Raw genomic sequence first — 24326 nt, forward strand, 5'->3', positions numbered from 1 at the left:
GATGTTGTTGCTCGTTGCCATGATCGCTCATCGCGCTCTGTCCCCAACTTGCGGGACAAGCGCCCGCCACAGCGGGAGTCCTACCGTTGCCTCGCCGCCTGCAGCGCGGCGAGACGAGGAGGGGTCATGAACTGTCAGACGTGTGGGGCGCCGTTGAATCGGGGGGCGAAGTTCTGCGGCTCCTGCGGAGCCACGGTGGGAGCGACAGCCGCCGATCACACCGCGCCGTTGCCTCAGGCCGTTGCGTTGCCCGGGCCCGATCGTGGCCCGGGACCAGACTCCTATGGCGCTCGGCAATTTCAGGAGCAGAGCCCAGGGCGTCGCAAGGGCATGGTCCTCGCGGTCGCAGCGGCTCTGCTCGTCGTGGCAATCGTGGTCGCGAGCGGGATGTTCCTGCTGCGTGGAGGCGGATCCGATGCGGCTGCGAACGCAAGCTCCAGCAGGTCCACGTCGAAATCCACTGCGGGTTCAACGGACTCAACGGCCGCGGGGAAATCGCCAGTGTCGACTGACGCATCGGCGAGTGATTCGAGCAGCACCGAGCCGACCAGCACTGAGCCGAGCAGCACCGAGCCGACCAGCACCACCGCTTCGCCGACGGCTCCCGCGATGATGCCCAACCTGACTGGTAAGTCCGTGGCGGATGCCCAGACGCTGTTGCCGGGAGTCACGATCACGACCGTTCCGCAGTTGGTCGAGGACGGAAACGTCGGGCAGATCGTCGCGCAGACCCCGAAGGTCGGGGACCCAACGGGCGGTTCTGTATCGGTCACAGTGACGCAACAGGCCGTGACCACCTATCTGGACGACCTGCAGTCCGTGAGCGGTGATATCGGATCTGGGGTGCAGACGATGAAAGGCACGAAGTATCCGCACGCGTTGAGCTGGTCTCTGGATTGGGGAACCGATCAGGGAAGCGTGGCCTACGACCTCGGCACTCACTACCGCCGGTTCCGGGCCACGGTTGGCCAAGACGACCAGTCGCCGCAGACGACGACCACCGGGCTGGTCGAGGTCTTCGGCGACGGCAAGAAGCTGTGGTCGAAGACCATCGCCTTCGGTGCGCCGATCGTTCTCGATCTCGATGTCACCAAGGTACTGCGCCTGGAGCTCCGGGTCAGCAAGTCGAGTTTTGGCCAGGACGACCAAGCGACCTACGTTCTCGGCACCCCGCGCCTGCTCGGCCTCGACTCCGAGGTCCCGAGCCCGACCAGCACCGAATGATGGCAGGGAGGCCACCCATGTTCTGTAGTGACTGCGGCGCGCGAGCCGACGCAGGTTCCCGGTTCTGCGGCGAGTGTGGCCACGCGCTGCCGGCCGCTCCTGCCAACAGCGGCGGATTCGATCCCAATATGACGGTGGTCGCTCCGTTGCGACCGCGGCCAACTCCGGGTCCGGCGGCCCTGCCGCGTACGCAGTCGTGGAGCCAGCCGGGTCCCGCAGCCAGCTACACGCCAGCAGCCGATGCCGTTCCAGCGGCGCCGCGGACAGCCGCGAAGGGAGGCAACGGCCGTCTGTGGGGCGTCGCCGGAGCGGTCGCCGTGGTGGCCGCGGGGTCCCTGGCTGCGTACGCATTCTGGCCGCGCGGCGCTGCCGCGGCGGACCCGGGTGCGGCAGCCGGGGCGGTCACGCTGTCGGCTCAGCCCGCATTGAAATGGCAGCGCACCATGGCGCAGATCGCGCCATCCCTCGGCTGCCCGGCAACCACCTCCAGCGATTCGAGTTCGTCCGGCTCGGAGCCGACCTGCTCGGTGAGCGCTGTCCAGGACGGCGACCTCACGCTGGCGAGCGTCTCCAAGTCGGTCTACGACAGCGGCACCGGCAGTTCCACCTCGACGCAAGTGTTCGCCGGCGTCGACAGCTCCGGCGGGACCAAGTGGACGATCGCTGTCCCGCAGGGCCGCTCCTTCCAATGCGTCGCGGGAACGGATCGCCTGTGGTGCCTGTCGACGGCCGACACCTCGTCGGCGGACTCCGGATCTTCCGGTTCGTCCACGGACTCCTCGTCCAGCGGTGGGTCGGATGCACCGCCGGCGCAACTGATCACGTACGGGCTTTCCGACGGAAAGCAGGTCGCCACCATCCCGGTGACCGGGGGCAGCCAGGCCGTGGCATTTGCCGGTATGAGCCCCACCGCGGTCTATGTGAGTGCGACACCTGACTCGGGGTCGAACACCTACACACTGAGCAAGATCTCGCAGGAGGGAAAGACGTCCTGGTCGCGCATCGTGGCGGTGAGTCCGGACAGCGCCCTGTCGGCCCAGTTGCGATCGGGGCGGCTCTACCTGGTGGGGGCAGATTCGGGTGGTCGGCAGGTGATCCTGGATGACGCCACCGGTGCGCCGACGGCTGATGCGGGCGCGGGCCAGGTCGTTGGTCTCGTGGGTGACACGGTTGTTTCGCGCCCGGTGAGTGGCGGCTCGCTCAGCGTCGGGAAGAACCCAGTCGGTCAAAGCGAGTTCGCAGCGGTCTGGATCCACGACGCGACAGCCCCGCTGATCCTGGGCAGCCGGAGCGGAGACACCACGAGTTGGCAGGTCGTCGACCCAGCGAAGCCCGCTGTCGTGAAATATCAGCTGCAGGGGTCACCCGTGGCCTACTGCGGCGGCCGCTTGGTCACCTCGATGTCCGACACCTACTACGGCCTTGATCCCGAGGACGGGTCGATCAAATGGACGCAGCCGGGCAAGGACGTCAGCGGTCTGTGGTGTTCGGGTGGCTCGGTGGTGCTGCGCCGCGGGGCGCTGCTGGTCGGGATTGATCGTGACAAGGGCACCGAGAAGTTCCAGTCCGCGTTGCCCAGCGGCCAGGACTCGAGCGGTGGCGACGGGCGGGCCGCCTGGCTGACGGTCGCTCCCGAGATCACTGCCGATGGGATCGTGGTCTCCGACGGGAAGGTCGTCACCTACGTCCGATGAAGGCGTCGTCAATGAGAGACTGCCGGTATGGCCGGGGGACTCACCATCGATTTTGCGGGCGAACTGTTCGATATCTCTGATGATCGAACGTTCACCGTCGGGCGGCAGGGTGATCTCGCGCTTGATGACAACGGCTATCTGCATCGCAACTTCCTGGAGTTCCGTTGCCATGAAGGCCTGTGGTGGCTGCACAACGTCGGCTCCCGGTTGCCGGCGACGATCACCGGTGGCAACGGGCTGATGCGCTCGACAGTCGCGCCGGGCGCCGGGGTGCCGATCGTTTTCTCGCCGTCCGTGGTCACCTTCTCTGCCGGCGCGACGACCTATGAGCTCGAACTGCGCTCTGAACTCGACGTTTTCGAATCGACGCCGCACGTCAGCGATCCGACCCGTGGCAAGACCACGATTGCGCCGACGACCTTCACCGTCTCCCAGTTGCAGGCGATCGTCGCGCTGGCCGAGCCGATGCTGAAACACTCCGGCTCGGGCGCCTGGGAGATCCCGACCTCGGGGGAGGCCGCGCGCCGACTGAACTGGACCCAAACCAAGTTCAACCGCAAGCTCGACAACGTCTGCGACAAGCTCAGCCGCGCCGGCGTACGAGGTTTGCGTGGTTCGGAGACGGACCTCGCGGTGAACCGGCGGATGGTGCTGGTCGAATACGCCGTCGCGACGCTACTGATCACCCCCGACGATCTCCCGCTGCTGGATGCCGACGATGGGGTTGCTGACCGCATCGTGCGGTGATCTTGCAGGGATCGCGTGATCTTGCAATAAAGGGCTCGACCTCCGCCTGCGATGTCAGTCTCTGCGTTATGGGTGGGTTTGCTCCAGCGGTGACCGGGGGTGGAATGGTCTCCGCATTCGGTCGGAACCTGCGGTCGCTCTACACCGCAGGTTCCCTGATCGTGGTGCTCTCGGTCGCCGTCCAGTTGGGCAACGGCGTCGGATCCCCGGGGACTGCGATCTGGTGTGTGTCCCTGAGCGCCTTGTCCGTTGTCGCGGTCTGGCGTGACGGGTTCGGGCCGGGACTGTCGACGGTCGCGATCGTGGCCACCGCGGTGACGACCGCCGTCGTTCCGGTCAAGGATCCGGCTCTGCTCAACTCCCTGCCGCTGTGGTGCTCCTTGGTGGTGCTCGGTCTCCCGCGCATCGCCGGACTCGCCTGGTTCCTCGCCGCAGATGTGCTCTTCGTCGGGATCACCCTCGTCCGTTCCCCGGGCGGGGACCCGCTGAGTTCGATCGTCGACTCGTTCGCGCGGACCGCGACGGTGGTCGCGGTGGTCCTCGTCGTACGCAGTGGTTTGCGCGCCGCGCAAACCTGGGAGGAACAGGCGCAGCGGTCGCGCGCACGGGTGCGGGCCGACGCGGAACTGCTGGCAACCGAGATCCATTCGCGATGGGTCGACCACTTCCTGCACGACCGTGTCGTGCACGCGTTGAAGGCGGTCACCCTCGCCGAGCAACTCAGCCGTCGAGAGATCGTCGCTGCGGCGCAGGAGACCGTCCGCGCGATGGATGTGCTGGCGGGCACGGAGTTGGGGTCGCCGTTTTCCACCAGGTTGCGTGATGTCGGCGCAGCGATCGACCTCCGGATCCGATGGCGTACGGAGGATGTCGCGTTGCCCGAGGACGTCGCGACCGCGCTCATCGAGGCGGCGCGAGAGGCGCTGCGCAATGTGCGTCAGCACGCCGACACCGACCATGCGGAGGTGGAACTGCGGCGCTGGGGGAAAGGCGTCCGCCTCACCGTCCGCGACCGGGGCCGTGGTTTCGACCCCACCGTTGTTCCGCGGGGCCATTTCGGTCTCAACCAAGGAATGCACCAAAGACTGGCGGCGGTTGGTGGCGAGGTGTCGGTCAGTTCCGACAGCAGGGGCACCGCCGTCGTCCTCACCTGGGGTGATCGGGCTGGGAGCCGTGACTGGACGGACGCGTTCGGCTTTCGCGCGCTGACGATCGAAGCTGGGGCCCCGTTCGTGCTGCTGAACGTGGTCCAGGCGATCGCGATGGCAGGCCACGTGCAGCATCCACAGGTCGCACTCGGAGCGACCGGCATCGTGACCGTTGCCTGGATCGTCGCCGCGACTGTGCTCCGTCGCCGGGCCGCAACCACGCTCGAGGCGACCGCGTTGATCGCCACGGCGCTCGCGGCGACGGCCAGCGGTCTGTTCTCGGTGTCGCCGCAATCCGGTCCCACGACCTACTGGTTGGCCGGTGGCACAACGCCATTGTTGCTGTTCGCGATCGCCTCATTGCCAGTGATCCGCACCCTGCCGTGGGCCGTGTTGCTGGCCTGCTTGCCCACCATCGGACTGGTGAGCCGGGGGATCGACGGGTCTCAACTGCGCGACTTCGCGCCCGCACTCGTGTCTCCGGTCGGCGGGATTCTGTTGGCGTACGTCGCCCTCTTCGCGGTCCAGCGCGTGGTGCAGGACGCCTCGGCCCGGGCTCAAGCCGACGACCTGAGCATTGAGCGAACGATCCGTGCCGGCGCCCGGCAGGTGGTGCTCGGCAACCGGTTGAGCGATCTGCGCGATCGCATCCAACCGTTCCTGGTCGACATCGCGACCACTCGGATGGATCCAACCGATCCGCAGGTGCAACGAGTCGCTCGCGTCTACGAAGCGCGGGTGCGCGATGTGCTCGGCGGCGCCGAGGCGCAGTGGCCCACCGAGCTGAGGGCTGCCGTCGATGCGCTGCGAGAACGTGGGGCGAGCGTGACCCTCGCCAATCATGTGCCGCCAGAACCAGCACAGATCGGGTCCGTACGGCGAGTGCTCCGCACGCTGGAAGCCGTCGACATCGCCGGTGCCTGTATTCGCGTGACTACTACACCCCGACCGGTGGGCAGCCTGGCCGCGGTGACGGTCACGCCTTACCTGCCGCTGTTGCGTGAGCGGCTTGCGGATCTGGCGTCACCCGCGCAGCTGCGCACCGACCACAGCAGCTACTTGATCGTGCGGCACCCGTACGGCGACACGAGTCCCGAGAAGGCGGGACATGCGCGTGTAGCCGCGCTCGCCGAGAGTGGTTCGTGAGCTCGATGAGTCACCCGGGAAGGACACCCATGCCAACGCCGCTGCGGATCGGCGCCATTGACGATCACCCCATCGTGTTGCGGGGGTTGATGGCGGCCATCGGGGCCGCCGGCGCGGACTTCACCGTGGATTTCCTGGTCACCAGTCTGCGTGACCTCGATTGGAACCGGGCCGCTCCGCCGGACGTGCTGCTGCTCGACATCGACCTCAACGACGGCAGTGAGGCCGACGAGAACGTCGCCACGCTGGTGGCGATGGGACTGCGAGTCCTCTTGTTCACCGCGGAGCGTCGGCCGGCGCAGCTACGACGCCTCATCGCTGCGGGCGCCGCGGGCCTTGCGCTCAAGTCCGACTCCGAGGACCTCATCATCGAGGCGATCCGACAGGTCGCCGCCGGTGAGTTCGCGACCTCGAGTCACCTGGCCGCGGCGTTGCTCACCGAACCCGAACTGATGGCCACCCTCGCGCCGCGCGAAATGGAAGTGCTGGAGCAGTTGGCAGCGGGTGTTCCGAAGAAGGCGATTGGTGGGCTGCTCGATCCGCCGGTCTCGGCGAGCACAGTGGAGACCTACTTTCAGCGGATCGCCGCTCGCTACGCGGCCCTCGGTCGACCGGTTGCCAACATCTACGGCTCGCTGCGCGAGGCGACCAGGGACGGCCACCTTGACCTCTGATCTGCCGGTTCGCGCAGGGGGAGGGCAACGATGACCTCCTGTAGGTCGGGTGGAACCGACTTCGACCGCGAACCGACGGTCTCCGCGCCGCGCAGAAATCTCTGCCCTCGGGCCACGAAATCTGGATCACGCTCGTACGGATCGGCGCGATATCTCGCGCGTCGCCGTACTCGTGATGCTGAGCCTGAGCGGTCCGCGGCCGTGTCCCGAGTTCTCGGGACACTGAGTAGTAGAGCGGAAAACGGAAAGTAGGGGTGGCTGTCGGTGGCCCGGAGTAGTCTTCAAAAGTCGTCGAGAGGTGGGTCGAAGTCGGCTCGATCTCAGGGGATCGACGAGGGGTCAGGCGCGGCGGCAGACGGTTGCCACCACGTCAGTGCAGACGTATCGGGGAACTCGCTTCTTGAGCCATTGATTCGTCCAACAGGCCGGCCGTTGGCCGGTGCGAGGCGTTATGGCGCGTGGGCGCTGGGGGAAATCGTTCGGAGGGAACGATGAGAGTGTGTGGGGATTGCGGGGCTCAACTGTGGGCCAAAGCCCGGTTCTGCGGACAATGCGGTGAACCGGTGGCTCAGATCGACCCGGGTCGTTCGGCGAACGATGCGGCGCCGTTGACGCCGATGGCCTCGTGGCGAGTGCCGTCAGCGCGAGCCGGCGGGGTCGCCCCCGCCATCGCGCCTGTGTGGTTCGCCGACCAGGGCGGTGACCAGCCGCGATTTGGGTGAACTACCGCGCCGGGCGTAGGCTAGTGCGTCGGCTCAGTGTGCCTGTTGGTGCGCTGGTCCGAACCAGGGCCCACCCAACCGGGGTGAGGCCCGTCAGCCAGTAGGTATGTGGAGGATATGGCCAAAAAGGACGGTGTCATCGAGATCGAGGGCACGATCGTGGAAGCTCTCCCGAACGCAATGTTCCGGGTTGAGTTGACGAACGGTCACAAGGTGCTCGCACACATCTCAGGAAAGATGCGTCAGCACTACATCCGGATCCTCCCCGAGGACCGCGTAGTGGTGGAACTTTCCCCGTATGACCTGACCCGCGGCCGCATCGTCTTCCGCTACCGCTGACTTTTCGCATGCTGCGCGGATTTCCGTGCGGCCCGACTTCAAGACAGTAGGCAGATGAAGGTTCAGCCGAGCGTCAAGAGGATCTGCGACAAGTGCAAGGTGATCCGCCGTAATGGTCGGGTCATGGTGATCTGCGAGAACGCGCGCCACAAGCAGCGTCAGGGCTGATCCACCGGATCGCACGAGTCGTGTCTTCGAGCAAGACGCAGACGAACAACTGAATAGTTTCCGTGTCGAACCAACCGGATGACAACGCGTCAGCGATGTCGACCGGAGCAGCAGACACAGAACACGACACAACAGCAGCGCCCGACCCCGACTCACGTCGGACGTCACCTTCGGCTCGGAGGCCGAAGACCCGCACCGCCCACTCCGGGCGACCACGGGACTGGCGACTGCACCAGACCTCCGGACGTAAACACAGGAGAAAGCCGATATGGCACGACTCATTGGTGTCGACCTGCCGCGCGACAAGCGCGTCGAGGTCGGCCTCACCTACATCTACGGCGTGGGCAAGACCCGCGCCCACGAGGCGCTGGCTGCAACCGGCGTCAGCCCGGACACCCGTGTCCGCGACCTCAGCGAGGAGGAGCTGGTCCAGCTCCGCGATCACTTCGAGCAGTACCGCCTCGAAGGTGACCTCCGCCGTGAGGTGGCTGCCGACATTCGCCGCAAGGTGGAAATCGGCTCTTACCAGGGTCTGCGGCACCGCCGCGGCCTGCCCGTCCACGGACAGCGCACCAAGACCAACGCGCGCACCCGCAAGGGCCCCAAGAAGACGGTCGCCGGTAAGAAGAAGGCCAAGTAACACCTCCCGGTGCTTCGCGCACCAACCTCATCGCTGTAGTTCGCAACCCGTAGGAGAAAACCCCTATGCCTCCCAAGAGCCGAGTGGCTTCAGGCGCCAAAAAAGTGCGCCGCAAGGAGAAGAAAAACGTCGCTGCAGGCAACGCCTACATTCGCAGCACGTTCAACAACACCATCGTTTCGATCACGGACCCGACCGGTGCGGTCATCGCGTGGGCCTCTGCCGGCCAGGTCGGCTTCAAGGGCTCGCGTAAGTCCACCCCGTACGCCGCGCAGATGGCCGCCGAGGCTGCTGCCCGTCGTGCCATGGACCACGGCATGCGCAAGGTTGACGTCTTCGTGAAGGGCCCGGGTTCGGGCCGCGAGACCGCCATCCGTTCGTTGGCTGCTGCCGGCCTTGAGGTCGGAGCAATCTCCGACGTCACGCCCCAGCCGCACAACGGTGTGCGCCAGCCCAAGCGTCGTAGCTGAACCGACGAGACTGAGGAGATAAGAACATGGCCCGTTACACCGGACCCATCACCAAGAAGTCGCGCCGGCTCAAGACCGACCTGGTCGGCGGCGACAAGAACTTCGAATCGCGTCCCTTCCCGCCCGGCCAGCACGGCCGCGGTCGCGTGCAGGAGAAGGAATACCTGTCGCAGCTGCAGGAGAAGCAGAAGGCTCGCTTCTCGTACGGCGTGATGGAAAAGCAGTTCGTGCGTTACTACAAGGAAGCCGCGCGTCGTCCCGGCAAGACCGGTGAGAACCTGCTCACCATTCTTGAGTCCCGTCTGGACAACGTCGTCTACCGCGCCGGTCTGGCCCGCACCCGTCGTGCGTCGCGCCAGCTGGTGACCCACGGTCACTTCGAGGTCAACGGCGTCCGCGTCGACGTCCCGAGCTACCGCGTGTCGCAGTACGACATCATCACCATTCGTGAGAAGTCCCGCGAGATCTTCCCGATCCAGCTGGCTCGCGAAACCTTCGGTGACCGTCCGATCCCGGCCTGGCTGCACGTCGTTCCGGCGACCCTGCAGATCCTGGTCCACTCGCTGCCCACTCGTGCGCAGATCGAGATCCCGGTCAACGAGCAGCTGATCGTCGAGCTCTACTCGAAGAACTGATTGCTTCATCCGTGTCCGTACGGGCCGGAACTGCGCGCTGCGTGGTTCCGGCCCGTACGGGGCGGAACCCGTGACCGGCGTACGGAGCCCGGACACGCTCATGTCAGGCGTCAAATAGTGGTCGCCTGTGGAAAGGAAACAAAGTGCTCATCGCACAGCGCCCCGCCCTCTCGGAGGAAGTTGTCTCCGAGTTCCGTTCCCGGTTCGTCATCGAACCGCTGGAGCCGGGCTTCGGCTACACCCTCGGTAACTCCCTGCGTCGCACCCTGCTCTCGAGCATCCCGGGCGCCGCGGTCACCAGCTTGCGCATCGATGGTGTGCAGCACGAATTCTCCACGATCCCCGGGGTCAAGGAGGATGTCACCGAGATCATCCTGAACATCAAGGGCCTCGTCGTCTCCTCGGAGCACGACGAGCCGGTCGTCATGTACCTGCGCAAGCAGGGCCCCGGTGTTGTCACCGCCGCCGACATCGCGCCGCCGGCCGGTGTCGAGGTGCACAACCCCGACCTGGTCATCGCGACCCTGAACGACAAGGGCAAGATCGAGGTCGAGCTGACCGTCGAGCGCGGCCGGGGCTATGTCTCCGCCGCCCTCAACAAGTCCGCTGACCAGGAGATCGGCCGGATCCCGGTCGACTCGATCTACAGCCCGGTGCTGGCCGTGACCTACAAGGTCGAGGCCACCCGTGTCGAGCAGCGCACCGACTTCGACAAGCTGATCGTCGACGTCGAGACCAAGACCTCGATGTTGCCGCGTGACGCCATGGCGTCGGCCGGCAAGACCCTGGTCGAGCTGTTCGGTCTGGCGCGTGAGCTCAACGTCGAAGCCGAGGGCATCGACATGGGCCCGTCGGCCACCGACGCTGCGCTGGCTGCCGACATGGCCCTGCCGATCGAGGACCTCGACCTCACGGTCCGGTCCTACAACTGCCTCAAGCGCGAGGGCATCCACACCGTGGGTGAGCTCGTCGGGCGCAGCGAGGCCGACCTGCTGGACATCCGCAACTTCGGCACCAAGTCGATCGTCGAGGTCAAGGAGAAGCTCCAGGAGATGGGCCTCCAGCTCAAGGACAGCCCTCCCGGGTTTGACGCGAGCGCTATCGCCGATCGCTACGACGACGACGTTGACGAGGTCAGCTTCGCCGAGGACGAGCAGTACTGAGCCGCCCTTCGCGTTAACGCGCGAGAGCAAAAAGACCTTTAGGAGAAACAATGCCTACCCCTACCAAGGGCCCCCGTCTCGGTGGCGGTCCCGCGCACGAGCGGCTCATCCTGGCCAACTTGGCGCAGGCGCTCTTCGAGCACGACCGGATCACCACCACCGAGGCCAAGGCCAAGCGCCTTCGTCCGTTGGCTGAGCGTCTGGTCACCTTCGCCAAGCGCGGAGACCTGCACGCCCGTCGTCGCGTCATGACCGTTGTGAAGGACAAGGGCGTCGTGCACCGTCTCTTCACCGAGATCGCGCCCGACATGGCCGAGCGCCAGGGTGGTTACACCCGCATCACCAAGATTGCCCCCCGCAAGGGCGACAACGCTCCGATGGCAGTCATCGAGCTCGTTCGCGAGCCCGTGAACGCCAAGCCGAAGCGCGCTGTCGTCGCTGAGGCCGAGGCCGCTACCAAGCGCGCCGCCAAGGACGCCGACACCGAGGCTGCGGCGGCTGACGCCAACGTTGCCGAGATGGACGACGCTCCCGACAACGCGACCGCTTCGGCCGCGCTGGTCGACGGTGGCTACGGCGCCGACTCCGCTGCTCCGCTCGAGGATGGCGCTTCGCCCGACGAAGCCAAGTTCTCGGTCAAGGGCAACAAGGACTCGATGAAGTACCACGTTCCCGGCTCCCGTTGGTTCGACGCGACCGTGGCCGAGGTCTGGTTCACCACTGGCGAGGCTGCTGCCGCTGCTGGTTTTGCACCGGCCGGTGGCGAGGCTGCGCAGCAGGTCGACGAAGCCTGAGTTCAGCTCGTTCGAAAGCGGCGTCACCCTTCGCGGGTGGCGCCGCTTTCGGTTGCCCGGCTCGCCACTTGTCCGCCACTTCGCTGGGGACACGCCGCCGCGATGGCGGACAAGTGTTAGCGGAAGGACTTCGCGAGGGGAAAAATCAGCAGGATCAACACCATCGGGATCGCGAACCCGAACCGGAGGTTCTTGTCGCCCACCGCCCCAGTGAGGACCGCGCCGAGCAAGCCGCCGACGTAGTTGAACTGGTTGAAGCGGGCGATGATGGCGTCGATCTTTGCTCGTACGGCGATGGGGTCGTCGTGCTTGACCGACTCCCGCGCGATCGCCGCGGCGGCCGAATACGACAGCGGGGCGATGACCGCGATCCCTGCGCCGAGCAGCAGGAAGCCGCCCATTGCGGCGGCGGACGAGGGCGCGAAGACAATGATCGCGAGGGAGGCTGCTCCGACGACTGCAGCCGCGCGGACCAGTGGCGGGTTGCCGTATTTTCCGGCGAGGAAGTCACCCGCGCCGCGGCCGGCGAGCGAAGCCACCAGGTAGGGCAGCGTCGCGATCGACACGACCCAGGCGGAAGCGGCGAAGACGTGGTCGACGTAGGTCGGTCCCCACGTCGTGATGGCCGTGTCGACCATGTAGAAGAGCACCATCGCTGCCCCGACGGGCAGGATCCGGCGCCAGGGAACGGGCTCACCGTCGTCGCCGATCGGGGTGATCGGACCACCCGCATTGAGGTACGGCGCGAAGAGCAGGACCAGCGGCACGATCGCCAACACCAACGCGGAGACCTCGAACGAGAGACCGTGGGTGGTCAGGGCGCCCAGCGTTCCCAGGATGCCCCCGAGAGTCCACGAGGCGTGGAAGGTCGGCATGATCGGCCGGCCGTAGTCGTGTTCGACCGCCACGCCCTGCATGTTGGTGCCGGCATCGACCAGCCCCAGCGCTAGACCGTACGCCGCCATGCCGAGGGCAAGCTGCCAGACCGCATTCGCGGATCCCATCAGGGGGAGGGCACCAGCCATCACCGCGAAGCCGACCCGCAGCGAACTCGCGCTGCCGCGGGTCGGGGCCAGTTTTTCCCCGACCAGCGAGCCGACGCCGGCGCAGAGCACCAGCGCGAGCATGAGGATCGAGAACGTCCCGGGGGAGAGCCCGAATCGGTGCTGCAGGTCGGGCAGCCGCGTCGTCAGCGAGATGAAGACAAGGCCTTGGCCACAGAACGCGGCGGCCGCGGCCACACGTGTGGTGCGGCGGCCCTCAGTGGCAACGGTCATGCCGAAATGTTGCCACCGAAGGACCTCCGCCAACGGCTTATCGGGTCAATCGTCCAACTTTTGAGGCGATCGGGACTCAGGGAGTCGGGGGCGCCGTGGTGCTGGCTGCAGCAGAGCTGCTCGAGGAGCTGCTGGCTGCGGACGTTGCGGCCGGAGCCTCGGTCGTGGACGGCACCGGGGCGCTGGAGGGCGCCGCCTTGCTGGTGCTGGCCGGTGCAGAGGTGCTGCTCGACGAGGTGCTCGAGGTGGTGCTGCTCGATGTGGTGCTGCTCGGCGAACTCGTCGAGGACGAAGTGGTGGCACTCATGCGTGCGGGAGAGGCCGCAGTCGACGGCGTCGCCGAGCACGGGCAGTCGGGGGAGGTGCCGGTAACGGCGATCGGGACCACGATGTTGGGGTGCGGGTAAGGGTCGCCACCGGGGTTCGGGGTATGGCCCCACGTCAGCGTCATCGTGGCAGTGAAGACCGCATTCGCCGAGTTGCTGGAATTGGCCCGATAAACAACGACCGTGCACCCACCGGACGGGATGGCGGCCGGCAGGGCCGGCAGCGCCTGGGTCAGGGAGAGATTCGAACCGACCACGTCGGAGTAGATCACCGTGTAGATGTAGGCCGTGACTCCGGTGTTGTTGCAGACGTTGAACCGGAAGTCATAGCCCTTCGGGAACACGGTGCAACTGTTTCCGGGGCTCTTGCAAGCGGTCAGGAAGGTGAAGGTCGGCGGGCCTGCGGACAACGCCATCGCCGGAACAGCCGCCCCCGCGGTGATCACCGGCACGGCCCACGCAAGGCCCTTCGCAACGCTACGACGGCTCGGCTGCGCGGATGCACTGCGGGCGTCGCTCAAAACTTGATCCATGTCAAACCCCCCAGGTCTGGTTGAGCCTGAGCGTACTGCCCACCAAGGGGCCCGCGCTAGAGGATGGCGAAGATCCCCTGACCTGCGCCAATGGTTACCCTCCCTGTGTGCGCATCAGGATCGATTTCGGCTACGACGGCTCCGATTTCCGTGGCTGGGCGGTCCAGCCCGGACGGCGGACCGTCGAACAGGAGCTCACCAACGCGTGGGCGACCGTCTTGCGGGTCGATCCACCAAAGATCGTCATCGCCGGACGAACGGACGCCGGGGTGCACGCCCGCGGCGCGGTCTGCCACCTGGAGGTCGACGAAGCCGCCTGGGCGGCACTGCCCGGCCGTTCTCGTCACCGGTCCGAAATCTCGGTCGTCGCCCGGCTCAACGGGGTCCTGCCGGCCGACGTCGTCGTGCATACCGTCGCCGTCGCGCCGGCCGGTTTCGACGCCCGCTTCTCGGCCATCAACCGTCGCTACAGCTACCGGATCTGCGACGACCCCGCCGCGCTCGACCCGCTGCGCCGCCACGACACGGCCGTCCTCCGCCACCAGCTCGACCTCGATCGGATGAACGAGGCGTCGAGTTTGCTCCTTGGACTCAACGACTTCGCTGCCTTCTGCAAGAAGCGGGTCGGCGCGACCACCGTACGAACCCTGCTCGACTACACCTGGTCGCGCGGGGCGGACGGGATTGTCGAGGGGCGGGTCATCGCCGATGCGTTCTGCCACTCGATGGTGCGTGCGCTGGTCGGGGTGGTGGTGCCGGTTGGAACCGGGCAGCACGAACCGGAATGGGCGGCGGAGGTTTTGGCCGGGCGCGCCCGTCATCCGCGAGTGACCGTGATGCCCGCTCGCGGGCTCTGTCTGGAGGAGGTCGCCTACCCGCCCCTGGCGGAGTTGGCGCGTCGTGCACAGGAGTCCCGGGCCGTACGATCCCTGCCGGAGTGATTGCACAAATAGTGTGCAATCTTGCTCGCGAGGCATCGTCGAGTGACTTGTCGGAGGGTGAAAGCCGTTGCAGGTCAACGGATTTGATTGATTTGGTGACCCCCCGACAGGCCCGTATCATTGAACGAGTGCCTGGCTGACCAGCCGGGCGAGACGCTCGGTGTGAGAACACGCGATGCGTCGCCCAACGACTGACCAGAAGGAAAGACGAGTGCGTACCTACACGCCCACCACGGTGTCGGCTCAGGACGACCGCAAGTGGCACGTCATCGACGCCAGCGACGTCGTCCTCGGCCGCCTCGCGTCGCAGGCTGCTGTGCTCCTGCGCGGCAAGCACAAGCCGACGTTCGCGCCGCACATCGACACCGGTGACTTCGTGATCATCATCAACGCCGACAAGGTGGCCCTCACCGGCGCGAAGCTCGAGAAGAAGCGCGCCTACCGCCACTCCGGCTTCCCCGGTGGTTTGAAGTCGGTGTCCTACACCGAGCTCATGGCCAAGGACCCGGCGAAGGCTGTCGAGAAGGCCATCCGCGGCATGCTGCCCAAGACCCGTCTTGGCGCCGCTCAGATCGCGAAGCTCAAGGTCTACGCGGGCACCGAGCACCCGCATGCTGCCCAGCAGCCCGTCCCGTTCGAAATCACCCAGGTCGCGCAGTAAGCGCCCCCGGTCACATAGTTTCCAAGGAGAATCGTGGCTGACCAGCAGTTTGACAACGAGGCCCTCGAGGCCGAAGAGCCGGCAGTGAGCTCGTACACCAGCGAGTCCACCGAAGCGCCGGCCGGCGAGCCGACGCGCCGCCCGACCGCATCCGCACCGAGCTCGGCTACCGGCCGTCGCAAGCAGGCTATTGCCCGCGTGCGCATCGTCCCCGGCACCGGCGAGTGGAAGGTAAACGGTCGCACCCTCGAGGCCTACTTCCCGAACAAGGTGCACCAGCAGATCGTCAACGAGCCGCTGACGCTGCTCGAGCTTGATGGCGCCTACGACGTGCTCGTGCGCGTTCACGGTGGTGGCCCCTCGGGCCAGGCCGGTGCCGTCCGCTTGGGTGTCGCGCGTTCGCTGAACGCGGTCGACGAAGAGCTGAACCGTCCGGCCCTGAAGAAGGCTGGCTTCCTGACCCGTGACGCTCGCGTCCCGGAGCGCAAGAAGGCCGGTCTCAAGAAGGCCCGCAAGGCTCCGCAGTACAGCAAGCGCTGATCTTTCGCGCTTCTTCGAACGCCTCGTCACCCTCGGGTGGCGGGGCGTTCGTGCGTTTGCTCAGGTCGGCGGATCGACCGGCAGGGGAGCGAGGAACACCGCGACCCGCCGAGCGCCCGGGCTGCCCGCTCCGATCCGCCGGTATCGCTGATTCAGCTCGTCCAACTCGGCGAGGTAGGCGACGAACTGCTCCTCGGTCGCCAGCACCCCGACATCGCGCAGGCCACACGACTCCTGCCAGATGGAGGGGTAGTTCTCCTGCTCGTCGATCCAGCGATGAGCGCGAGCGGTGAAGTGGTCGACGTAGTCGTGATCCAGCCACCGGTCCGTGGCCAGGTCGTCGGCATCTGCCGGTGGCAGGTCGTCATCGTCCTCGTGGTCGTCGACCACGGCCCACAAGCGCGTCTTGGCGTTGCCGAGCCCCGTGTCCTCCACCAACCCAACCGATTCGAGCACCCTCAGGTGATAGCTGGTGACGCCCGAGTTCGTCTCGAGGGCGCGCGCCAGGTCTGCCGAAGTCGCGGCACCGTCGATGCGCAAATGGGCGACGATGCGCGATCGGAGCGGGTGGGCGAGCGCTCGACGCGGTTGGTTCACGAGCCCGATCGTATGCGGCGTCACGGGTCGCCGACACGTGCGAATCGGGTCCGCGGGCGTAGACTCACCGGGCTGCGCTCACAAGGCCGGCATTCTGCGACCGTGCTGCAGCCGACGCGCGCGGTCCTCGACTCAAAGGGGTGAGTGCGTGGAGCGCTTGTTCGGCACCGATGGGGTGCGTGGCCTGGCCAATGGCCCAGTAATTAATGCGGACTTCGCCCTCCGACTGTCGGAAGCGGCGGCCAGGGTCTTCGGCCGTACGGTGACTGGCGGCAGCGCCCGCATGCTCGCAGTAGTCGGACGCGATCCACGCGCCTCGGGGGAGTTCCTTTCCGCCGCAGTGATCGCGGGCCTGGCGTCCAGTGGAGTCGACGTCCACGACGTGGGTGTCTTGCCGACGCCCGCGGTGGCGTTCCTCACCGCCGACCTCGAGGCGAACTTCGGCGTCATGCTGTCGGCGAGCCACAACCCGATGCCGGACAACGGGATCAAGTTCTTCGCCCTCGGTGGCCACAAGCTGCCCGACGCGGTCGAAGACCGGATTCAAGAGGCCATGGACGCTCCGGCCGACCGCCCCACCGGGGCCGATGTGGGCCGGGTGACCACGAACGGCCACCTCGGCAACAGCTACGTCAAGCACCTCCTCGCAGCGCTCCCGCACCGCCTCGATGGCCTGCACATCGTCGTCGACGCCGCCCATGGCGCGGCGAGTCTGGTTGGACCGCAGGCGTTCCGGGAGGCGGGGGCGAAGGTCACCGTCATCGGCGCGGATCCTGATGGTCTTAACATCAACGACGGCTTTGGCTCCACCCACCTCGGCCCGTTGAAGGCGAAGGTGCCCGAGGTCGGCGCCGACCTCGGGGTCGCGTTCGACGGCGACGCCGACCGCTGCCTGGCGGTCGACGCCGACGGCAACGAGGTCGACGGCGACCAGATCATGGCGATCCTCGCGGTCGGAATGAAGCAACGCGGCGCGCTGAAGGACAACACCCTGGTCGCCACCGTGATGAGCAATCTTGGCCTGGTTCAGGCGATGGAAAGCAATGGCATCGCGATGAAGCAGACCAACGTCGGCGACCGCTACGTGCTCGAAGCGATGCGCGCCAGCGGGTTCAACCTTGGTGGCGAGCAGTCCGGCCACGTCATCCTGAGCGATGTGGGCACCACCGGTGACGGGGTCCTGACCGGGCTGATGCTGGCCGCGGAGGTCGCCTCGACCGGCTGCACCATGGCGCAGCTGGCGACCGTCATGACCCGGCTGCCGCAGCACATGGTCAATGTGCAGGGCGTCGACAAGGCAGCAGCTGGCACCCACCCCGCGGTGCTCAGCGCGGTCGAGGCAGCGCAGGCCGAACTCGGTGGCAACGGGCGGGTGCTGTTGCGTTCGAGCGGCACCGAGCCGGTCGTACGCGTCATGGCCGAAGCGCCGACGCTGGAGCAGGCGCAAGCCGTCACCGCCAAGCTGGCTGATGTGGTGCAGCAGGAGCTCGCCCTCTAGGTCTTTAGTCGGCGGCGAAGTCAGCCCGCCGGCAGCACCTCGTCGCCGACCGCGATCTCGCCTTCGCCGTCGGGGATGAGGTGGACCGCCATCCAGGTCTTGCCCTCCCAGCGCCGAAAGCCGGCGAGCGTACGGATGGGTTCCTTGCTTTTGGCAAACGTTGCCGGGTCGATCGTGGTCATCACGCAGCGATCGATCGAGGCGGCGACGCGAAACGGCACCGACCCGATTCGTACGCGCTCCCAGCCGTCTTCGGCGAACGCCTCGGCCCCGTCGATGAGCACGTTCGCCCGGAACCGTTCGTGGCCGACGGGCTCGTCCATCCGCTCCTGTAATGCTCGAACAGATGCAGTTCCGAGAAGGCTGACCGGTGACCCGTCCTGCAAGGCCGCATGGTCGCCGGGCTTGCCGTATGCCGGATTGAGGCTGCGGGCAGTGGGGTCAGAACACCAGACGAGGTGCAGGCCTTGGGTGCCCAAGGCACGGTCAAGCCAAGCATCTGCCGCATCCCCGGCCGAACGCACCGTCATCGGTGGCCGGGTGAACATCCGCACCGACACCTGCGGACCGTCGACCGGCCGATCAAGGCGCAACGGCTCGACGGTCGGCGCGCTGAGTTGCAGGTCGCCGTCGGTGAGTCCGGTCGTTGCGCAATCGGCGGCGATCGAGAACAGCGGCGGGAACTCGCGCGCCGTCACCATCTCGCCGAAATCGTTGACGATCATCCACTCCCGGTCACCGGCGAGCCCGGCGAAACTGACCCGGGCGCGCTGAACCGACCGGATCGCGGTGGATTTCACCGGGTGGATCGCCAGCGCGACGACCCGGATCACGACGTCTTCCGCGTGCCCGGCAGGAAGCCGCTGTCGATCACAGCCTTCACGAAGGGACGAGCGAGCGCGATGACCTGCTCGGCGTCGGGCACTCCCGCCCAGAAACCGGCAGCCGCAGCATCGGTCTGCTGCTCCAACTGGTCGTAGAAGTCGCCACCGTCGGCCGTCATCGCACCATCGCCGTCGAGCAGCCCGCGTCCGCGCAGCGATTCCTCCGCCGCGTCCCAGTCCTGCTCGGTCCAACCTCGGGTCAGCAGGGCCGACTTCTTGCCCAGACTGCGCCGGCGCACCGCGCGCGGGTGGGGCGCCTCATGCAACACCAACGCCTCGACCGGACCGAGCCCGGCAAGGGTGAGGGCCGCGAGGTGCCCGTCGCCGCGATGTTCGCGGGCGATCGACAGGGCGTGCCACAGCTGAAGGTGTGGTGTGTCGGGCCACGGCGCGTAGGCCCACGCGGCGGCCAGCGGCCGACCGACGTACGACGCCTGCTCGATTCCGGCCCGGAGCGCGGCAACGATCCGCGGGAGTTCGGGGGAGTCGACAGCGTCGCCAAGGGCTTCGCGCAGTGAGGCGTCGACCGCGCCTTCGCGCGCCTGGACCACGGTGTCGAGTCCGACGCCGAGCGCCTCGGTCCAGCCGTGGTTGACGTAGGCCGGGTTGAAGTTGAAGAACGTCGCGGTGATGACCGGCGCAGGGCAGCGACCCAGCGGCGCACCCCGGCCACCGAAGTAGAGCCCGAGGGCAGAGATGCCCAGGGACTCAGCCGCCGCCTTGTTGTGTGGGTTGAAGTAGGACAGAACGTGGTAAGGCTCAAGGCCTTCGTACGCCGCTCGCGCCAGTTCGGTGCTCATGCCAGCCACCCTAACCACCCAGGACCTGGCGGCTCAGACCACCGGTTCCAGCAGCCCGGAGTCCACGTCGTAGACGAACCCGCCGACCTGGACGTGATCGGGGATCAGCGGGTGGGAGCGCACCCTCGCGACGTCGCCCATCACCGCGCGGCGCTGGTCGTCGATCACGTGGAAGCGCTGCCAGGCGATGTCGTTCCCGGACAACTCGCTGATCTTCGTGTGCAACTCGTCTTCTGTGCTGCTGGCCATCGCACAACGGGTGTGGGGGACGACCAGGATGCGCTGCACGTTCAACAGCCACACCCCGAGCACCAGCGCCTCCAAGGCGCTGGCGTCAACGCGACCACCGGGGTTGCGGAAGATCTTCGCGTCACCGGGCCGGAGGCCGATCATCCCGAGCGGGTCGATCCGGCTGTCCATGCAGGTCACCATCGCCACGCCGGCCTTCGCGACACCGTCGAATCCGCTGAGCGTGAAGTTCTCGGCGAAGGTGCGGTTCGCGGCGAGCAGATCGTCGAACGGCATCAGAGACCCGGCCGAGTGGTGATGGTGAACGCGGTCGGTTTCGCCGTCGAGGTGAAGAAATCGTTGCCCTTGTCGTCGACCACGATGAAGGCGGGGAAATCCTCGACCTCGATCTTCCAAACCGCTTCCATGCCCAGCTCCTCGTATTCGACGACCTCAACGGATTTGATGCAGTCCTTGGCCAGTCGCGCGGCCGGGCCGCCGATCGAGCCGAGGTAGAAACCACCGTGAGCCTCGCAGGCATCGGTGACCTGCTTGCTGCGGTTGCCCTTGGCAAGCATCACCATCGACCCGCCGGCGGCCTGGAACTGATCCACGTAGGAGTCCATCCGACCGGCAGTGGTCGGGCCGAAGGACCCCGATGCGTAGCCCTGCGGCGTCTTGGCCGGGCCGGCGTAATAGACCGGGTGGTCCTTGAGATATTGCGGCATCTCCTCGCCCGCGTCGAGTCGTTCCTTGATCTTCGCGTGGGCGATATCGCGGGCAACGACCAGCGGGCCAGTCAGGGACAGCCGCGTCTTGACCGGGTGCTTAGCAAGTTCGGCCAGAATGTCGGCCATCGGCCGGTTCAGATCGATCTGAACGACGTCTTCGCCGGCGCCCTTGTCTTCGAGCTCGCCGTGTGTGGTGTCCGGTAGGAACCGCGCCGGGTCGGTCTCGAGTTGCTCGATGAACACGCCCTCAGGGGTGATCTTGCCCAGGCACTGCCGGTCGGCCGAACAACTGACCGCGATGGCGATCGGCAGCGACGCACCGTGGCGCGGCAGTCGCACCACTCGTACGTCGTGGCAGAAGTATTTCCCGCCGAATTGCGCGCCGATCCCGAAGTTGCGGGTCAGCTCCAGAACCTGCGCCTCGAGGTCGGTGTCGCGGAAGCCGTGGGCGGTGATCGAACCGGTGGTCGGCAGGTCATCGAGGTACTTCGCGGACGCGTATTTGGCTGTCTTCAAAGCGAATTCAGCGCTCGTTCCGCCGATGACGATCGCCAAGTGGTAGGGCGGGCAGGCGGCTGTTCCGAGCGCGCGCAGCTTCTCGTCGAGGAACTTGAGCATCGCGTCGGGGTTCAAGACGGCCTTGGTCTCCTGGAAGAGGAACGACTTGTTCGCCGAGCCGCCCCCCTTGGCCATGAACAAGAATTTGTACGTCGTCTCGTGGCCGCTCTGACTGTCGGCGTAGATCTCGATCTGGGCGGGCAGGTTCGACCCGGTGTTCTTCTCCTCCCAGGTCGTCAGCGGCGCCATCTGCGAATAACGCAGGTTCAGGCGGGTGTACGCGTCGTAGACGCCCTTCGCCAGCGCGGACTCGTCGGGCCCCTCGCCGTCGACCAGCACCTGCGAGCCCTTCTTGCCCATGACGATCGCGGTGCCGGTGTCTTGACACATCGGGAGGACCCCGGCTGCGGCGATGTTGGCGTTCTTCAGCAGGTCCAGCGCGACGAACTTGTCGTTGTTGCTCGCCTCGGGGTCATCCAGGATCGACCGCAGCTGGGTGAGGTGCGCCGGGCGCAGATAGTGGGCGATGTCGTGCATCGCGGTGTCGGCCAGCAGTTCCAGCGCCGACGGGTCGACCTCCAAGAAGGTGCGACCACCGGGACCCTCGACGCTGCGGACGCCAGCGTCGGTGAGCTTGCGATAGGTCGTGGTGTCGGGACCGATCGGAAGCAGATCCTCGTATGCGAATTCAGTCACTGGCGCTCCTTGGACTCAGCCGTTCATCGCAGGTTATCGCCACCGTGGTCCCGCCCCAACGGCAGGCTGGGCCGCCAATCGTGTCCGTTCCGAGACACAACTGGAGGAACCGAGTCTTGTGCGGGACGGACATGACACCACTAGGGTGCAAATGTCGTGACATTCGTCACATCACGGTGTCGTCGCGATGCCGGGACGACCGACGGGAGCTCATATGAATGGCCGATTCCCACGTCGACGCGGAACAGCGTTTGTCGCTGTGTCTGCGCTCGTGGCCAGCATGGGGCTGGCTGCCTGTGGCAGTGACAGCTCGGGTGGCACACCGACCCTGACCTGGTACATCAACCCCGACGTCGGCAATGCCGATGCCACCAAGGGCGGACAGGCGACGCTTGCCAAGCAATGCGCCGACGCGTCCCAGGGGAAATACAAGATCAACATCCAGCTGTTGCCGAACAGCGCGAGCGATCAGCGGCTCCAACTGCTGCGCCGACTCGCCGCCGGTGACAGTTCGATGGACTTGATGAGCGTCGACCCGGCGTTCACCACCGAGTTCGCTGCCGCCGGTTATTACGCTCCGGTGCCCAGTGACATGGTGGCGACCTTCAAGGACGACCGGGTGCAGTCCTCGATCGACGCCTCGACCTATAAGGACAAGCTGGTATCGGTGCCGTTCTGGAGCAACACGCAGTTGCTTTGGTACAAGAAGAGCGTCGCCAGCAAGGCCGGTCTCGACATGACCAAACCGGTCACCTGGGATCAACTCGTCGCGGCCGCGCAGAAGACCAAGACTCAGATCGGTGTTCAGGCCAAGCTCTACGAGGGCTACGCCGTGTGGATCAACGCGCTGATCGCTGGAGCCGGTGGCCAGATCGTCGCGAATCCGGGGGCGACCTACGAAAGCCTGAAGCTCGGGATCGACACCGACGCCGGTCGCACCGCTGCCTCGATCATCCACAAGGTGGCCAGCAGCGGCGTTGCCGGACCGGCCGTAGGCTCCTCGACCGAGACCGAGTCGCTCGGGTTGTTCGGCGGAAAGACCGGTGGCTTCCTGGTGAACTGGCCGTATACCTATGGCGCGCTGACCGGCAAGGGTGGCGCGATGGAGACGAGCAAGGACGACGTCGCCGCGGCGTTCTATCCACAGTCGGTGGCCGGCAAGGACGCCAAACCCCCGTACGGCGGTATTCAGATCGCGGTCGGCAAGAGCTCCAGCCACACGGCGTTGGCTTATCAGGCCGCGGCGTGCATCACCGATGTGAAGCACCAGACCGAATACATGGTGAACTCCGGCAACCCGGCCAGCCGCAAGGCGGCCTTCGATGACCCCGCGGTCAAGAAGGCGTTCCCGAACCGCATCGCCGCCCTGATCCGCACCTCGTTGGACAACGCCGCGCCGCGGCCGTTGACGCAGTACTGGGGTGACATCTCCACCGCTCTGCAGCAGCAGTTCAGCCCGCCGCAGGGTGTGACGACCAAGACGCCCGCCACATCGTCGAAGTTCATCCTCGACGTCCTGAACGGGAAGGCACTGCTGTGAGCACCTCTACCCAAGCGCTCAAGGGCGAGGGCGGCCGGAAGAAGGTCGCCCTGTCGGAGCGGGCCAAGGGCGAACGGTCGCTGGGTTGGCGACTGGCCGGACCTGCTTTCATCGTGATGCTGTTGGTCACGCTGTATCCGATCGCCTACGCGATCTACCTGTCGCTGTTCAACTACCGCCTCACCGACCCCGCGGCACGCAAGTTCGTCGGGTTGCAGAACTACATCACCGCATTGGGTGACCCGTTGTTCCACCAGGCGTTCATCACCACCTTCATCATCGTCATCGTCACCCTGGTGTTCGAGCTGATCCTCGGGTTCGGGTTGGCAATGCTGATGAACAAGGTCGTGCTCCCACGCAAGACGCTGCGCACGATCGTGCTGATCCCGTACGCGATCATCACCGTCGTCTCAGCGTTCTCCTGGTTGTACGCCGCGCAGCCCGACTCTGGATTCATCAACCACTGGCTGCACACCCTGACCTTCGGCGGGTGGGACACGAACTACAACTGGTTCGGTGGTCGCTGGTCGTCATTGACGATCATCTGTCTGTCGGAGATCTGGAAGACGACCCCGTTCATGTCGCTGCTGTTGCTGGCCGGGCTTGCCCAGGTCGACAGCGCGCAGGAGGAGGCGGCAAAGGTCGACGGCGCCACCTGGTGGCAGACGTTGGTCAAGGTGATCCTGCCGAACATGAAGGCGGCGATCATGGTGGCCACGTTGTTCCGAACGCTGGACGCCGTACGAATTTATGACAACCCGTTCGTGATGACCGGCGGTGCGAACAAGACCAACACGCTCTCAATGCTGGTCGGCGAGGAAACCGTCGGCCGAGTGGAGATAGGCATGGGATCGGCGCTCGCGGTGATCCTGTTCATCATCGTGTTGATCATCGCCGGGATCTTCGTCAAGGGCTTCAAGGTCGATCTGGCCGGCGGAGGGAAGAACTGACC

25 protein-coding genes are annotated in these 24326 nt (G+C 66.2%); 18 read left to right on the forward strand and 7 right to left on the reverse strand.

Going from position 1 to position 24326, the window contains the following annotated elements; translation table 11 throughout:
- Positions 1 to 195 precede the first annotated feature (195 nt).
- The 12 genes from ACYU98_RS06405 (at position 196) to rplQ (ending at position 11564) form a co-directional block, all read left to right on the forward strand.
- A complete protein-coding gene (locus tag ACYU98_RS06405) occupies positions 196 to 1224 on the forward strand; it encodes an NPCBM/NEW2 domain-containing protein (protein ID WP_460467348.1) in 1029 nt (342 codons plus the stop codon).
- 17 nt (positions 1225 to 1241) lie between these two features.
- Complete coding sequence (locus tag ACYU98_RS06410; RefSeq protein ID WP_460467349.1) at positions 1242 to 2918, forward strand: hypothetical protein; 1677 nt, start codon at positions 1242 to 1244, stop codon at positions 2916 to 2918.
- Between the two features lie 27 nt (positions 2919 to 2945).
- On the forward strand, positions 2946 to 3665 hold the full coding sequence (locus tag ACYU98_RS06415) for a hypothetical protein (protein WP_460467350.1): 720 nt from the start codon (positions 2946 to 2948) through the stop codon (positions 3663 to 3665).
- An 89-nt stretch (positions 3666 to 3754) separates the two neighbouring features.
- Positions 3755 to 5959 (forward strand): sensor histidine kinase, encoded by a 2205-nt coding sequence (locus ACYU98_RS06420; RefSeq protein ID WP_460467351.1) that lies wholly within the window; start codon positions 3755 to 3757, stop codon positions 5957 to 5959.
- Positions 5960 to 5988: 29 nt separating this feature from the next.
- The gene (locus ACYU98_RS06425) at positions 5989 to 6633 is read left to right on the forward strand and encodes a response regulator (RefSeq protein WP_460467352.1); all 645 of its coding nucleotides are present in this window, start codon (positions 5989 to 5991) and stop codon (positions 6631 to 6633) included.
- Positions 6634 to 7472: 839 nt separating this feature from the next.
- Complete coding sequence (gene infA, locus ACYU98_RS06430; protein ID WP_006946284.1) at positions 7473 to 7694, forward strand: translation initiation factor IF-1; 222 nt, start codon at positions 7473 to 7475, stop codon at positions 7692 to 7694.
- Positions 7695 to 7748: 54 nt separating this feature from the next.
- Positions 7749 to 7862 carry a 50S ribosomal protein L36 gene (rpmJ, locus tag ACYU98_RS06435; protein WP_460467353.1) on the forward strand — a complete coding sequence of 38 codons (114 nt, stop codon included), beginning with the start codon at positions 7749 to 7751 and terminating at the stop codon, positions 7860 to 7862.
- 268 nt (positions 7863 to 8130) lie between these two features.
- Positions 8131 to 8502, forward strand: a complete 372-nt coding sequence (rpsM, locus tag ACYU98_RS06440; RefSeq protein ID WP_460467354.1) for a 30S ribosomal protein S13 — start codon at positions 8131 to 8133, stop codon at positions 8500 to 8502.
- 65 nt (positions 8503 to 8567) lie between these two features.
- Positions 8568 to 8972 carry a 30S ribosomal protein S11 gene (gene rpsK / locus ACYU98_RS06445; protein WP_460467355.1) on the forward strand — a complete coding sequence of 135 codons (405 nt, stop codon included), beginning with the start codon at positions 8568 to 8570 and terminating at the stop codon, positions 8970 to 8972.
- Between the two features lie 26 nt (positions 8973 to 8998).
- A complete protein-coding gene (gene rpsD, locus ACYU98_RS06450) occupies positions 8999 to 9607 on the forward strand; it encodes a 30S ribosomal protein S4 (RefSeq protein WP_460467356.1) in 609 nt (202 codons plus the stop codon).
- Positions 9608 to 9750: 143 nt separating this feature from the next.
- Positions 9751 to 10770, forward strand: coding sequence for a DNA-directed RNA polymerase subunit alpha (locus ACYU98_RS06455; protein ID WP_460467357.1), 1020 nt, complete (start codon positions 9751 to 9753; stop codon positions 10768 to 10770).
- A gap of 50 nt (positions 10771 to 10820) precedes the next feature.
- Positions 10821 to 11564 carry a 50S ribosomal protein L17, sunset domain variant gene (rplQ, locus tag ACYU98_RS06460; RefSeq protein WP_460467358.1) on the forward strand — a complete coding sequence of 248 codons (744 nt, stop codon included), beginning with the start codon at positions 10821 to 10823 and terminating at the stop codon, positions 11562 to 11564.
- Positions 11565 to 11680: 116 nt separating this feature from the next.
- Here the strand turns inward: rplQ and ACYU98_RS06465 are convergent, their stop codons facing one another.
- Both ACYU98_RS06465 and ACYU98_RS06470 read right to left on the reverse strand, forming a co-directional pair.
- On the reverse strand, positions 11681 to 12841 hold the full coding sequence (locus tag ACYU98_RS06465) for an MFS transporter (protein WP_460467359.1): 1161 nt from the start codon (positions 12839 to 12841) through the stop codon (positions 11681 to 11683).
- A 76-nt stretch (positions 12842 to 12917) separates the two neighbouring features.
- Positions 12918 to 13700, reverse strand: a complete 783-nt coding sequence (locus ACYU98_RS06470) for a hypothetical protein (protein WP_460467360.1) — start codon at positions 13698 to 13700, stop codon at positions 12918 to 12920.
- Positions 13701 to 13807: 107 nt separating this feature from the next.
- On the opposite strand from ACYU98_RS06470, the gene truA reads away from it, so the two are divergent.
- The 3 genes from truA to rpsI all read left to right on the forward strand — a co-directional run bounded on the left by truA (position 13808) and on the right by rpsI (position 15842).
- On the forward strand, positions 13808 to 14641 hold the full coding sequence (gene truA / locus ACYU98_RS06475) for a tRNA pseudouridine(38-40) synthase TruA (RefSeq protein ID WP_460467361.1): 834 nt from the start codon (positions 13808 to 13810) through the stop codon (positions 14639 to 14641).
- 211 nt (positions 14642 to 14852) lie between these two features.
- Complete coding sequence (gene rplM / locus ACYU98_RS06480; RefSeq protein WP_460467362.1) at positions 14853 to 15302, forward strand: 50S ribosomal protein L13; 450 nt, start codon at positions 14853 to 14855, stop codon at positions 15300 to 15302.
- A gap of 33 nt (positions 15303 to 15335) precedes the next feature.
- Entirely contained in the window at positions 15336 to 15842 is a 507-nt protein-coding gene (rpsI, locus tag ACYU98_RS06485; protein ID WP_460467363.1) for a 30S ribosomal protein S9, read from the forward strand.
- 60 nt (positions 15843 to 15902) lie between these two features.
- Here the strand turns inward: rpsI and ACYU98_RS06490 are convergent, their stop codons facing one another.
- Positions 15903 to 16439 (reverse strand): winged helix-turn-helix domain-containing protein, encoded by a 537-nt coding sequence (locus ACYU98_RS06490; protein WP_460467364.1) that lies wholly within the window; start codon positions 16437 to 16439, stop codon positions 15903 to 15905.
- Positions 16440 to 16587: 148 nt separating this feature from the next.
- Here ACYU98_RS06490 and glmM point away from each other — a divergent pair, with 148 nt between their 5' ends.
- Positions 16588 to 17937 (forward strand): phosphoglucosamine mutase, encoded by a 1350-nt coding sequence (gene glmM / locus ACYU98_RS06495; RefSeq protein WP_460467365.1) that lies wholly within the window; start codon positions 16588 to 16590, stop codon positions 17935 to 17937.
- Positions 17938 to 17957: 20 nt separating this feature from the next.
- Here the strand turns inward: glmM and ACYU98_RS06500 are convergent, their stop codons facing one another.
- The 4 genes from ACYU98_RS06500 to ACYU98_RS06515 are packed head-to-tail and all read right to left on the reverse strand — an operon-like array spanning position 17958 to position 21834.
- Entirely contained in the window at positions 17958 to 18770 is an 813-nt protein-coding gene (locus ACYU98_RS06500) for an MOSC domain-containing protein (protein WP_460467366.1), read from the reverse strand.
- Positions 18767 to 19621: an SCO6745 family protein gene (locus tag ACYU98_RS06505; RefSeq protein ID WP_460467367.1), complete on the reverse strand. Its 855-nt coding sequence runs from the start codon at positions 19619 to 19621 to the stop codon at positions 18767 to 18769. The genes ACYU98_RS06500 and ACYU98_RS06505 overlap by 4 nt, the downstream gene beginning before the upstream one ends.
- Positions 19622 to 19654: 33 nt before the next feature.
- Positions 19655 to 20146, reverse strand: coding sequence for a beta-class carbonic anhydrase (locus ACYU98_RS06510; RefSeq protein ID WP_460467368.1), 492 nt, complete (start codon positions 20144 to 20146; stop codon positions 19655 to 19657).
- Entirely contained in the window at positions 20146 to 21834 is a 1689-nt protein-coding gene (locus ACYU98_RS06515) for a fumarate hydratase (protein WP_460467369.1), read from the reverse strand. The genes ACYU98_RS06510 and ACYU98_RS06515 overlap by 1 nt, the downstream gene beginning before the upstream one ends.
- A gap of 259 nt (positions 21835 to 22093) precedes the next feature.
- On the opposite strand from ACYU98_RS06515, the gene ACYU98_RS06520 reads away from it, so the two are divergent.
- Entirely contained in the window at positions 22094 to 23374 is a 1281-nt protein-coding gene (locus ACYU98_RS06520; protein WP_460467370.1) for an extracellular solute-binding protein, read from the forward strand.
- Complete coding sequence (locus tag ACYU98_RS06525; RefSeq protein WP_460467371.1) at positions 23371 to 24324, forward strand: carbohydrate ABC transporter permease; 954 nt, start codon at positions 23371 to 23373, stop codon at positions 24322 to 24324. Before ACYU98_RS06520 ends, ACYU98_RS06525 begins: the two co-directional genes overlap by 4 nt.
- Positions 24325 to 24326: the final 2 nt, after the last annotated feature.

The sequence above is a fragment of the Calidifontibacter terrae genome, assembly GCF_054778835.1.

Coding starts and splice junctions, on each gene's coding strand:
- ACYU98_RS06505 (WP_460467367.1), bottom strand. CDS start 19,621: ATGAGCACCGAACTGGCGCGAGCGGCGTACGAAGGCCTTGAGCCTTAC.
- ACYU98_RS06510 (WP_460467368.1), bottom strand. CDS start 20,146: ATGCCGTTCGACGATCTGCTCGCCGCGAACCGCACCTTCGCCGAGAAC.
- rpmJ (WP_460467353.1), top strand. CDS start 7,749: ATGAAGGTTCAGCCGAGCGTCAAGAGGATCTGCGACAAGTGCAAGGTG.
- ACYU98_RS06415 (WP_460467350.1), top strand. CDS start 2,946: ATGGCCGGGGGACTCACCATCGATTTTGCGGGCGAACTGTTCGATATC.
- ACYU98_RS06470 (WP_460467360.1), bottom strand. CDS start 13,700: ATGGATCAAGTTTTGAGCGACGCCCGCAGTGCATCCGCGCAGCCGAGC.
- ACYU98_RS06425 (WP_460467352.1), top strand. CDS start 5,989: ATGCCAACGCCGCTGCGGATCGGCGCCATTGACGATCACCCCATCGTG.
- rpsD (WP_460467356.1), top strand. CDS start 8,999: ATGGCCCGTTACACCGGACCCATCACCAAGAAGTCGCGCCGGCTCAAG.
- rplQ (WP_460467358.1), top strand. CDS start 10,821: ATGCCTACCCCTACCAAGGGCCCCCGTCTCGGTGGCGGTCCCGCGCAC.
- ACYU98_RS06465 (WP_460467359.1), bottom strand. CDS start 12,841: ATGACCGTTGCCACTGAGGGCCGCCGCACCACACGTGTGGCCGCGGCC.
- rpsK (WP_460467355.1), top strand. CDS start 8,568: ATGCCTCCCAAGAGCCGAGTGGCTTCAGGCGCCAAAAAAGTGCGCCGC.
- infA (WP_006946284.1), top strand. CDS start 7,473: ATGGCCAAAAAGGACGGTGTCATCGAGATCGAGGGCACGATCGTGGAA.
- ACYU98_RS06410 (WP_460467349.1), top strand. CDS start 1,242: ATGTTCTGTAGTGACTGCGGCGCGCGAGCCGACGCAGGTTCCCGGTTC.
- rpsM (WP_460467354.1), top strand. CDS start 8,131: ATGGCACGACTCATTGGTGTCGACCTGCCGCGCGACAAGCGCGTCGAG.